Origin of the sequence: Dyella sp. C9 (assembly GCF_003332825.1) — a bacterium.
Taxonomy (GTDB): domain Bacteria; phylum Pseudomonadota; class Gammaproteobacteria; order Xanthomonadales; family Rhodanobacteraceae; genus Dyella.
In genome coordinates this window covers 362,901-374,760 of sequence record NZ_QIRF01000002.1, presented here as the reverse complement: position 1 = coordinate 374,760, position 11,860 = coordinate 362,901, and the positions used below count along the sequence as shown (strand labels likewise).

At 57.8% G+C, this 11,860-nt stretch carries 9 protein-coding genes; 7 read left to right on the top strand and 2 right to left on the bottom strand.

Annotated features, from left to right (window positions below):
• Positions 1-32: 32 nt before the first annotated feature.
• Both DVU99_RS04000 and DVU99_RS19660 read right to left on the bottom strand, forming a co-directional pair.
• Positions 33-1,133 (bottom strand): polysaccharide biosynthesis/export family protein, encoded by a 1,101-nt coding sequence (locus DVU99_RS04000; RefSeq protein WP_232823438.1) that lies wholly within the window; start codon positions 1,131-1,133, stop codon positions 33-35.
• 84 nt (positions 1,134-1,217) lie between these two features.
• Complete coding sequence (locus DVU99_RS19660; RefSeq protein WP_157971343.1) at positions 1,218-1,595, bottom strand: hypothetical protein; 378 nt, start codon at positions 1,593-1,595, stop codon at positions 1,218-1,220.
• Between the two features lie 332 nt (positions 1,596-1,927).
• Here DVU99_RS19660 and DVU99_RS03990 point away from each other — a divergent pair, with 332 nt between their 5' ends.
• The 7 genes from DVU99_RS03990 (at position 1,928) to DVU99_RS03960 (ending at position 11,790) form a co-directional block, all read left to right on the top strand.
• Complete coding sequence (locus tag DVU99_RS03990) at positions 1,928-2,377, top strand: low molecular weight protein-tyrosine-phosphatase (RefSeq protein WP_114238899.1); 450 nt, start codon at positions 1,928-1,930, stop codon at positions 2,375-2,377.
• Between the two features lie 100 nt (positions 2,378-2,477).
• Positions 2,478-4,679 carry a polysaccharide biosynthesis tyrosine autokinase gene (locus DVU99_RS03985; RefSeq protein WP_114238898.1) on the top strand — a complete coding sequence of 734 codons (2,202 nt, stop codon included), beginning with the start codon at positions 2,478-2,480 and terminating at the stop codon, positions 4,677-4,679.
• A 290-nt stretch (positions 4,680-4,969) separates the two neighbouring features.
• Positions 4,970-6,391, top strand: a complete 1,422-nt coding sequence (locus tag DVU99_RS03980; protein ID WP_157971342.1) for an undecaprenyl-phosphate glucose phosphotransferase — start codon at positions 4,970-4,972, stop codon at positions 6,389-6,391.
• Positions 6,392-6,621: 230 nt separating this feature from the next.
• The gene (locus DVU99_RS03975; protein ID WP_198670178.1) at positions 6,622-7,773 is read left to right on the top strand and encodes a glycosyltransferase; all 1,152 of its coding nucleotides are present in this window, start codon (positions 6,622-6,624) and stop codon (positions 7,771-7,773) included.
• A 180-nt stretch (positions 7,774-7,953) separates the two neighbouring features.
• Positions 7,954-9,126 carry a glycosyltransferase family 4 protein gene (locus tag DVU99_RS03970; protein WP_114238895.1) on the top strand — a complete coding sequence of 391 codons (1,173 nt, stop codon included), beginning with the start codon at positions 7,954-7,956 and terminating at the stop codon, positions 9,124-9,126.
• 1 nt (position 9,127) lies between these two features.
• Positions 9,128-10,618, top strand: coding sequence for a murein biosynthesis integral membrane protein MurJ (gene murJ, locus DVU99_RS03965; RefSeq protein ID WP_114238894.1), 1,491 nt, complete (start codon positions 9,128-9,130; stop codon positions 10,616-10,618).
• A gap of 155 nt (positions 10,619-10,773) precedes the next feature.
• The gene (locus tag DVU99_RS03960; RefSeq protein ID WP_114238893.1) at positions 10,774-11,790 is read left to right on the top strand and encodes an acyltransferase; all 1,017 of its coding nucleotides are present in this window, start codon (positions 10,774-10,776) and stop codon (positions 11,788-11,790) included.
• Positions 11,791-11,860: the final 70 nt, after the last annotated feature.

Here is an 11,860-nt window from a genome sequence, read left to right as displayed (position 1 = left end):
TGGCCGGCGGGTAGACAGATGCGGCCGTGACATCAGTGGTCCAGGTTGTACTGGGCGCTGGCCGCGTTGGTGATGATGCTCGAGAGAGGCAGCAATTGCGTCAGGAAGCGGTTCCAGCGCGTGACGCCAGCGGGGCCCACGAACACCACATCGCCGGCCTTGACCTTGAACTGGTCGGCGAGGATGAAAGCGTCGGGTGATCGTGCGTCGAGCTGATAGACCGTGCCCTTCACGGTATCCGAGTCTTTGAGGCCGCGAATAACGTAGACCGATTTACCCTTTGAAGTCGTCGGGTTCAGGCCACCGGCGCGTCCGAGCGCTTGCGTGAGCGTCATGTCGGTGGTCTTGAAACTGAGAACGGACGGGCGATTCACCTCGCCGATCACGTACATCTCGTGGCGATCGTTGTACGGAAGAAACAGGTGATCGTCCGGTTTCAGATAGATGTCTTCACCTATCTTTTGGCCATTGGTCAGCGCGTCGAGGTCGATGTGGTAGTCATGGCCATCGCGGGTCAGCACCAGGCCGGACAGATCGGCGAGCGGCACGTTGACATAAGCCGAGCCCACTGCTTGGGCAAGCGTGGTGGGCACGGCTGTCATGGGTTGGGGGTCAGTCTTGACGAACGCGCCCTGGAAAGTGATGCGCTGGCTGCCATAGCCGACGATATTGACGTCTACTTGTGGCTTCTCGACGTACTTGGCCAGCTTGTCGCTGATGGCCTTGCGCAGCTCTTCGATGGTGAGGCCGGAGACCTTCAGTTCGCCCACATAGGGATAGAACAGGGTGCCGTCAGAGCGCACCAAGCGGCCGTTCGCCTGTGTCTGCTGCTGGGCGCCGGCTGGCGAGGTCAGCTCGGGGTGGTCCCACACCGTGATGTACAGCGTGTCACCCGCGCCGATGCGATAGGGCTCGGGCTTGTACGAAAGCAATTCGGGAGGCAGCGCGGCTGTGGCGGCAGCTGCTTTGTCCATGGCGATCTGCTTGGGCGTGATCGGTACGATATCGACGCGGCTGTTTTCATCGGCGGACCGCATCAGGCTGTTGGTGGACATGTGTTGTCCAGGTGCCCAGATGCATCCGTGCAGCAGAAAGGTCGCGGCGACGAGGGCCACGGCGTTGCGTACGTTCATGACTTCCACTTCGGTGACGTGCAGACGACAACAATCCGCGCTGGCCGAAGCCAGCGCGGATCAAGGACTGGCTAGCTTTTGGGCTTAGTGGGTGCCAGTGGTGCCGGTGGTGCCGGTGGTACCACCGGTGCCACCCGAGCCGCCGGTGCTCGGCGAGGAGTTCTGGTTGCCGCTGCTGCTGCCGCCACCGCTGCTTGCGGCCACGGCCGCTGCTGCGGCGGCTGCGGCGGCACCCACGGCAGCCAGCGTGCCGCCTGCGACACCCGTGCCAGCGGCACCCGCGGCGCCCGCACCTGCCGAAGTGGCCGGAGTCGTGCTGGCCGTACCCGTGCTGCCACCTGCGCCTGTGCCGGTCTGGCCGGCCGGCGACGCCGGCTGCGAGGCCGGGGCCGGGGCCGCGGTCTGTGCGAACGATTGACCGATCATGCTGGCCAGCAAAACAACCGCAATGACTTTCTTCACTAGATTCCCCTGGTTGGTGGATCGCGCCCACGACGGGCGACATGTTGCAGAAAAACGACAGTTCCCTGTCAAGGCTCGTATTCCGTGACGGCGATCGCGGTTGTGGTTATGCTTGTAAGGCAATCGCAAGTCTTGGATGTGGATTCTGTGAAAACTTGGGCTTGACTGGCAAGAGGGGTTTGCCTACTCCGCAGGGAGGGCAAACAGGTCAGGTACCAAAGCAGCTGCATCCTGGCGCGATGTGAAACAGGGGTCTGACGCAGGTCCATGGCTGCCCGGAAGGGCGGCTTTACTGTGGCAGTGGCTGAACCATCGGGAAGACATTGAACGTCGTGTTCAAACGGATATTGATCGTCTGCGTAGGCAACATCTGTCGTAGCCCGACAGCCGAGTTCCTGTTTAGTCATCATCTGGCCGGTACTGGCGCCTCACTTGAAAGCGCCGGTCTGGGCGCGCTCGTCGGCAAGCCGATGGATGCAACCGCGCTGCAAGTGCTTTCAGAACATGGTGTTGACGGCTCCGCGCATGAGGCGCAGCAACTCAATGCGGCCATGTTGCGCGATGCCGACCTGGTGTTGGCCATGGAGCGCGAGCACGTTACGCAGATGATGCGCATGGCGCCCGAAGCCAGCGGCAAAGTGATGCTGCTGGATCGCTGGGGGCAGGGCGCGGACATACCCGATCCCTATCGGCAAAGCCGCGAGGCCTTCGATCACGTCTACGGTTTGATCGATCAGGCTGTGCGCAGCTGGCTGCCACACCTGAGACCTAACCGAAACTGACATTCATGTAGGGAAAGGCCTACACAAGAGCAGGAAAATTGCTCATGCGAAAGGCCCCCTGCTTCCACCAATCTAGCCGACCTTTCTGGATCTACCGAGCATGGCAGCAACACAAACCACCGCGCAGCAGGATGACGAGATCGATCTGCGCGAGCTTCTGGGGACGTTGATCGATCACAAGTGGTTGATTGGCATCGTCACCGGTGTGTTCTTCGTGCTCAGCGTGGGCTACGCGGTGCTCGGTACGCCGGTGTATGAGGCCGATGCGCTGGTGCAGGTGGAGCAGAAGGTGCCGGACCTTCCGGGCCTGAGCGCGATCACCCAGACGCTGGGCGCTTCCAGCTCCGAAGCGACCACGGAAATTGCCCTGATCACGTCGCGCACGGTGATCGGCAAGGCCGTGGACGAGCTCAACATGCAGATCGAAGTGGCTCCGTACCACTTTCCGATTTTCGGCGGCTGGATGTCCCGTCATTTCGTGCCGGACCAGCCGGCCGATGTCGCCTCGCCCTGGCTGGGCCTTAGCCGTTACGACTGGGGCGGCTCGAAGCTCGACATCTTCCAGATGGGCGTGCCGGCGTCGATCGAAGAAAAAAAGCTGGTGCTTACGGCTGGGGAGAACGGCGCCTACACGCTGTACTACAACGGCGATGAAATGCTCAAAGGCCGCGTGGGCCAGGCGGCGAGCGGGCACGGTTTCACCATGCAGGTGCGCGAACTCCGCGCCAATCCGGGAACCCACTTCGCCGTAACGCACCATACGGCGTTGGCTGTGATCAACCAACTTCAGCTGGACATCAATGCGGCCGAGCAGGGCAAGGACTCCGGCATCATCCAGCTCACCTACGATCATGAAGACGCGGATTTGGCCGCGGCGCTTCTCGATCACGTGAGCCAGGCCTACGTCAAACAGAACGTTGAGCGCAATTCGGCAGAAGCCGCCAACAGCCTCAAGTTCGTACGCGAACAGCTGCCGCGCATTCGCCAGGACCTGGACAAGGCCCAGGATGCCCTGAACGCGTTCCAGACCAGGGCGCATTCGGTCGACATCACGCTGCAGACCAAGGGACTGCTTGATCAGACGGTAGCGATTGAAACCAGCATCCAGCAGCTGCGCCTGCAGCAGGCCGACATGGAGCGTCGCTTTACCGCCGAGCATCCCGCCTACAAGGCCCTGCTGGAGCAGATTGCCCAGTTGCAGGCGCAGAAGAATGGCATTGACAAGCAAATCGGCGGTCTGCCGGATACGCAGCAGGAACTGTTGCGCCTGACGCGCGATGCCGAAGTGTTGAATGCCACCTACACGGGATTGCTCAATCAGGCGCAGCAGTTGGATATCGCTCGGGCCGGGACGGTCGGCAACGTGCGCGTCATCGATGCAGCAGCGGTTGATATCTCCAAGCCAGCCAAGCCCAAGAAGGCGCTGGTGGTGCTCGGAGGGACCTTCCTTGGCGGCTTTTTGGCCATTGCGTTTGTCTTGATGCGCCAGATGCTCAGCCGCGGGGTGGAAGACCCTGCGGCGATCGAAGAGCTTGGTCTTCCGGTTTACGCATCCATTCCAAGCAGCGTGGCGGAAAAGCAGAGCTTCCTGCAGGGGCGTCGTGGGCGTGGCGACGGCAAGCAGAAGCTGCTGGCCATCAACGAGCCCGCGGATCTCGCAGTGGAAGCGTTGCGCAGTCTGCGAACCAGCCTGCATTTCGCTCGTATTGAGGCCAAGAACAACATCCTGATGATTTCGGGCGCGAGCCCAGGCGCAGGCAAGACCTTCATTTCGTCGAACCTGGCGGCCGTGATCGCCAAGGGTGGGCAGCGCGTGCTGCTTATCGATGGCGACATGCGCAAGGGCGCGCTACACACCGTCATCGGTGGTCGACCCGACAAGGGGCTGTCCGAACTCATCTCGGGGCAATTGCCGTTGGAAGAAGTGCTTCGGCCGGTCCAGTACGCTGAAGGCCTGACCTTCATCGCCCGCGGCAAGGTGCCGCCGAATCCGTCCGAGCTGCTCATGCACGGACGGTTCGCGGAGTTGCTCGAGCTGCTCCAGCCGCAGTACGACCTGATCATCATTGATACGCCGCCGATTCTGGCTGTGACCGACGCGGCCATCATCGGTCATCACGTAGGCACCAGCCTGTTGGTGGTCCGCTTCGGCCTGAATCAGGCGAAGGAGATCGCCCTCGCGGCGCAGCGATTCGAACAAAACGGTGTGCAGATCAAGGGTGCCGTATTCAACGCTGTTGAGCGAAGGAGTACAGGTTATTACTCCTACGGCTATTACGAGTACGGCAGTAGCACCGCATAAGCTACGAGGTAGCGGCAAGGGTCGTTGCTAACGTAGGTGGAAGGTCAGGGTGATGTTTCGGCATCACCCATGAACAGGTAGGGCTTGAGGTTTGCAGGTTGCTTGAAGTGCCATGCTTGCATGGCTGGCGACTCATTCACAGGAGGGGTGAATGAGGGGCGATGAAAGAAATGGGCAGGCCCCCAGGGACGGGGGGTGGCTGCCTGGCGCGGGGCCTCTGGCTTCAGGTCAGGACTTTCGCGTCGGCTCTAACGAGGCTATTGCGAATTAAGCAAGGACGAGGTGCGCTGATGTTGTCGATTCCAGGAGTTCCGCAGCTCAAACGGGCGGAGTCCCAGTTCCTGTCAAAATATGCAGCTCTTTTGGACGTCGCGCTACGTGTCGGCGATGTTTTTGTGATCGTCTTCACGGCGTTTGTCATTTATCGCCTGAAGTTCGGCAGCTTCCTCATGAGTACGCCATATGCAGGAGGCATGGTGCGAACCGTGCTGCTCGCCTTGGTGGTCTTTCCTGCCCTTGGCCTCTATCGCAGCTGGCGCGGCGAACGCCGCCGGCTGGAGATCGGGCGGGTCTGGCTGGCCTGGTCGGTGGTCATGGTCGTGCTCCTGATGCTCGGCTGGGCGCTCAAGACTACGGACGAATATTCGCGCGTTGGCGCCGCATCCTGGTTCGTGGCCACCGGTATGTTGCTGTCGGCGGATCGCTTGTTGCTTCGATGGCTACTTGGACATATTCGATCGACAGGTGTGGACTCGCGACGCGTGCTACTCATTGGTAGTACGCAAGCTGGGCAGCGCATTGTCGCTGCAGCCCGTAAAAGCGCGTGGGCGGGGTTGGACATCATTGGGTACGTGCGCACACCTTACGATCAAGTGGACATCGAAGGTGTGCCTTGTCTTGGCGACTTTGATGAACTTGATCGAGGCTTTGATGCCTGGTGTCCAGATCAGGTATGGGTGGCGTTGCCCATGCGAGCCGAGGCCATGATCCAGCGAGTACTGCAGGTGACTATCGACAAGCCTTCCACTATTCGTCTAGTGCCGGATTTCTTTGGTTACGAGTTGATCAATCAACACGCCGCTGTGCTTGCGGGAGTTCCTGTCATTACGCTGCGTGCGAGTCGCGTAACCGGTCATGCCCATATATTGAAGGGTGTAGTGGATCGCCTGCTCTCAGTTGCCATTTTGCTCACTATTAGCCCATTGATGTTTGCTTTGGCCGTCGGCGTCAAGATCAGCAGCAAAGGTCCGGTGTTCTATCGCCAGCGTCGCGTGGGGATGGATGGCAAAGAGTTCGATATGTTGAAATTCCGATCCATGCCCGTGGACGTCGAGGCTCAGGGTGTGCAGTGGGGCAACGCCGGAAGCAAGAAGACAACTCGATTCGGGAAATTCATTCGACGTACGAGCCTGGACGAATTGCCGCAGTTCATTAATGTGCTTCGCGGCGAGCTGTCGATTGTCGGGCCGCGGCCTGAGCGACCGATGTTTGTGCAAGAGTTCAAGCGCACCATTCCGGGCTACATGCACAAGCACTTCGTGAAGGGCGGCATCACCGGATGGGCACAGATTCATGGCCTGCGTGGCGATACCGATCTCGCCAAGCGCATCGAATACGACCTGCACTACATCAAGAACTGGTCGCTTTGGCTCGACATCAAGATCATGCTGCGCACGCCTATGGTGCTACTCAAACGCACTAATGCTGTCTAACGGTGCACAGGTGCTGATGCTAACGGTGCGAAGCAACTGTTGGACGGCCCGAAACATCTGCTTACCGTGACGGAAGGTGAGCGGCCGTGAAGGGGCTTTCAACTCAAGGACATGCGTACAGCTCGCGATAACGTTATGGCCATGTCCACAGAATGGAGCGCCAGGCAGCGCAGTCGTTCGACACGTTGGCCAATCAAACGATACCTAGCTTTCGGTTATTCAGGAACACCATGCGGTCTTCTTCTGTAGGCATCTTCCGTTTGCAGCTATTTAAGCCTTCGGAAACCTTTATTACTTCGCAGGCAGACAACTTGTCCCGGTATGAGCCTACTTACATTGGGAGAGCTCTGTTTGGGGGCGCGCTCGGAAGAAAGACGCTGGTACCAGAGAGTGCGCGCAGCAAGCTTGCAAGAGCTGGGCAGCTGGTGCGCACGGTTGGCTTGCGAGACATGTCTGAATACGTGAGTGCGCTGCGAGCTGAAGCGCCTGATTTGATTCACGCACATTTCGGCATCGACGGGGTTTACGCTGCACCGCTGGCCAAGCGACTGGGTATACCGCTCGTTACAACGCTGCACGGCTTCGATGTTACCAGAAGCGATACAGACCTTCTCCGATCTGGCAGGCCGGCATTGATCAACGGTGTGCTTTGCCGTCGCCAGTTGCAGCGCCAGGGCAGTTTATTCATATGTGTTTCCGATTTCATCAAAAGAGCCGCAGTGCAGCGTGGTTATCCCGAACACAAGCTGCGCGTGCATTACATCGGTATTGACACACATGCGCTGCAGCCGCGATACGGTACTGGTGAAGACGGTCTAATCGTGCATGTTGCTCGATTGGTGGAAAAAAAGGGCACTCGTTACCTACTTCGTGCGCTTGCCAAGCTCGTGCCAATGCATCCGATGGTGCGCTTGGTGATTCTCGGCGATGGTCCGTTGCGCGCATCGCTCGAAGCCGAGGCTTTGAGACTGGGTGTCGCAGACCGCGTCCAGTTCCTCGGCATGCGTCCCAATGCCGAAGTGCTGCAATGGGATGCCCGCGCTGCGGTGAAAGCCGTGCCCAGCGTGACCGGAGTGGACGGCGATCGCGAAGGATTGCCAACCGTGATTACTGAGACGAGCGCGCTTGGCGTGCCCGTCGTCGCCTTCGACTCTGGTGGCATCGGAGAAGCAATTGAGCACGGGGACACCGGTTTCCTGTCACCAGAAACCGACGTGGACGGCTTGGCACACCACTTATCGCTGCTGCTATCGGATGCTGAACTACGCGGAAAAATGGGCCGCGCTGCGCGACTGCGTGTGGAGGGCCTATTCGATATTCGCAAGCAAACTTCAGAGTTAGAGCACTTGTACGACGAAGCGAGAGATTTGGCCAAGCAGTAATTGGTACGAAGGGGTGTGCATTTTGAAGATCTCATCAAAGAGCAGGCCTTTTGCAAGGGGCGCCTCGTTCACTCGCCCGCTAGCGCGTTTATCTGTTATGCGCTTGGCGTCTGAGGCAGGCAAGTGCCGGTGAATCGAAATGCGCCCCGGCGTCACTAAACTCGCATCGAGTGTTTGAGCATGAAGTATAAAATTGCCATCGCTGCAAGAGATCCCATCGGAACAGGGGGCGGAACCGTCGCTCTTTCAACTGCACGCGAGATGATGGCGAAGGGGCACGAGGTCGTATTCGTCAGTGACTATACGGCTGCTTCAGAGCTGCCTGGTATCAAAAATATAGCGATGCCAGGTGGGCGGGCTCTTCGCGATTGGCGTCCCAAGAAAAAAGTCCTGGCAGTGATCAGGCACTTTGCGCAGATCGTTTCGTTTTCTGTCTTCGGTCACATCCAGCTCCGAAGGCTGAGGCAGCGCGGCTACATTGGTATCGACCATAATATCGAAGCTTTCGGGAGTGACATAGCTGTCTTGCACAATGTGTTCGTAGAGCAAGAACGAACTGACAAGAGACATTGGATAAGGCGTGTTCCGCATTGGCTCAATCCGATATTTAGCTTTCGTCTTATCCGCGAAAAGATTGTGCTTAATTCCCGTTCTCTGTCTGCGGTTGTAGCAGTCGCACCACAGTTATTGCAGGAGGCTGAGGGTCTCATGCGGCCCGGCACTGATGGTAGTGCAATTCCTAACGGGATCGATCTTGTTCGATTCGCTCCGATCTCAAAGACAGAGCGAGACTCGCTACGCCGGGAATTGAATGGAAGGGATCACTTCATCGTACTTTTTGTCGGGCATGAATACGAAAGAAAGCGATTGGATCTGGTGATGCAAGCGGTCGCCAGATTGGGCGCTCAGGTCCTACTGTGGGTTGTTGGCGGGCGCTGGTCGTCTCAACAGACCTATGAAGATCTGGCCAGAGCCCTCGGCATTCTTGATAGGACCATATTCTGGGGGACCCGCTCTGACACCGAGCGGTTCTTCTGTGCTGCTGATTGCTTCGTTCTTCCGAGCGACTACGAGGCGTGGCCACTGGTTGCTCTTGAAGCAATGGCGTGCGGAACACCAATTGTTATGACCCCCGTGGGCTGCGCGCCCTATGTTATCCGGAATGGAGATACTGGCTTCATAGCTTGCGACGCTGCGGAAATCGCTGATGCAATTAGCAAGCTCGCGGACGATCGCGACTTGTTAGACCGGATGCGTACCAATGCTCGTCGGGAGGCTGAAGAATATGGCTGGTCGTCAGTTGCCGATAAATACCTCGACGTAGTCGCTCGCGTTGCCGTGGGAAGAACCTGATATGGCGCGTGGCATTTCGGCCATTGCGATTGGCAATTTGGCTTCCAAAGGCGCTGGCTTGGTGCGGGAAATTGCCTTTGCAGGGTGGTTCGGCACATCCGGGACTGCAGCGGCTTTTCGTATTGCGCAGACGGCCTACTTGCTGCCGACTCAGGCGTTTGTTGGCGACAGCCTTGGTGCTGGTCTATTGCCGCTCTATAGGAACGTGCAGCAAGAAGGTGTTGAGCCGCCGCGGTTGTTGGTCGCGGTTGCCTCGCTGTACGCACTTGGCTTTTCCGCGGTTGTAACGACATTGCTTTATCTGTATGCGAGTGAGGTCGCAGCATTCATTGCACCGGGCGCACAGGGAAAGGTCCTGGCGCTTGCGGCACGATTGCTTAAGATTTTGTCGTTAGCAACGCCGTTCTACGTGTTGAGTGGCATGCTCAGCTATCTGGAAACGGCCTATGGCCAATACGGGGCGATTGCGTGGCGCCCAATGTTGTTGAATCTTGGCGCCCTCGGCGGCGCGGCGCTGGCCGTTTGGCTTGGCAAGGACTATTGGTTGGCGACCGGCATTTTCATCAGCCACATCGCATTCTTTGTCTGGACGCTGATTCAGTTGCAAAGACTCGGCGGCTTTTGGCTTTCGAAAAAACCCGCGCTATTTGCGCTAAAGCAAGTGTCCGCGCGATTTCTCGCTAACCTAGTTCCGCTTCTAGGGTTGCCGTTGGCGGCGCAAGTCAACGTAGTGGTTGAGCGCATTGTGTCGTCTCATCTCGGTAGTGCAGTGATTCCGAGCGTCGACTATGCGCGCTTCATTTGCGATACCTCTGTGCAGCTTGTCGCGGTACCTCTTGGCATCTTGACAATGTCGACGCACGGCGGGAGGTCAGGCGAAGCAATTCGCGCGCATGTCAGCGGCATCACTCGCGCCTTGTTAGTTCTTTCTTTTCCGATTGCGGCATTCATTGGAAGTAACGCGGAGAATATCGTACGCCTTATCTACAAGCGCGGCGTGTTCGATGCACATTCGGTGGATACGACAGCCTCAGTTTTGGTATGGATGGGGGGCGCGCTGGGGATGACCATCACTGCGTATTACCTTGTGAAGGCACTAAACGCCCAGATGAGAAACAAGGAAGCATTGCTTGCCACCCTGGTCGCTGTCGGGACTAACATGTCGGTCAATTTGTTGCTATGGCGGTGGCTGGGGGCGCCTACCATTGGCTTGGCCGTGGCCGCTTATGCTGCCGTGTTGTTGATTGCGTGCCTGACGCTGCTCAAGTTGTGGCGGGAGATGCGTTCTACATTAGCCTGGCTAATGGTTGGTTGCGCGTTACAAATCATCCCGGCATGGCTTGTCTCTGAGCAATTCGCTTATCCATTTGGTTTGGCCATGAATGTGGCAATTGCCGCACTGGTATGGTTGCCTATGATCTTTTGCGTCCGCACGTTGCGGGAGGCGGTTTTGCCCATCCTTTCGCGCGTTCCAGTGCTAAGGAAGGTCTGATTTTGTTTTCATGTCGAAGCGGAACTGCTTCCGTAGACCTCGAGTTCAGCGTGAAGAGAGATTACGGTAAGGCGACATGGTATTGGGTGCCGTTGCATCGCTGAGGTAATGCATAGAGCACATCTTTAAGAGGGTTTTCAGGGGAAGGGGCTGGCATGGATAGATCTAACGATTTTCGTATCGAGTGGATGGACGCGCTGCGCGGTGTAGCCGCACTCCTGGTTCTAGTTCACCACTATTTTTGTTTGACCTGCCAAGGCCCCCTTGCGGGATTTTTCGATCTTGGAGTGATAGGCGTCGTCGCCTTTTTCTGTATTAGCGGATACGTCATTCCGTGGTCGGTACTGCGCGCGCCAACGACGGTAAAGAAGTTCGTTCTCGCCCGCGCCTTCCGCTTGTACCCCGCCTATTGGCTATCCTTAGCCATCGCCTGCGCAGTTACCCCTGTCACGGCACATGTTCTTCTAGCGAACGTCACAATGGCCCAGCGTTTCGTAGGTATGCCAGACGTAGTTGGCGTTTATTGGACGTTGCAGGTGGAGCTCATGTTCTATGCATTGATCGCAATCTTGATTGCGTTCGGAAAAATTTATCGACCCAAAGTCATCGGATGGACGCTGGCGGGAGCGTGCGTTCTGGCACTGACTGTGTCATTGCCCCGCGCGCTATTGGACATGAAATCGCCTGTCGCGCCGGTATTTGGCCTGGTGGTCATGCTAACCAGCTTCGCTTTCTATTTACACAAGAACGGTGGGTTTCTCACTACCGGACAGATGCGTCATGTGGTTCTTGGTGTCTTCGCTCTTCTCTGTGGGTGCTTCTTCCTGGCTTACGCTAAAGACTGGGGCTACCGAGAGACACCGCTAAGATTTGTTATCAGCTATGCCATTGGGGCGCTGATCTTTTCTGGCTTCATGAAGTTCAACGTTAGCTCTTCGGTTCTTAGGTGGCTTGGTGGCATCAGCTATCCGTTGTATCTAATCCATGTGCCAGTCAGGGAGGCCGTTTCCCGAGCTATTCCAAATGAACTCCTGGCCGGGATGGTTTCGCTGCTTGCTGTGCTTCTCCTATCCGATGTCATCCATCGGACCGTGGAGCTTCCAGCCGTAAAGGCTGGAAAGGCGATAGCGTCCAGGCTACTGCCAGGCAGCCAGTACCCAGCCTCCGCCTGATCCGAATCGGGCGCCAAATCCTCCTTCGCGACGGCGATATAGCCCAGCTGTCTCACCACTTGGCGTAGCA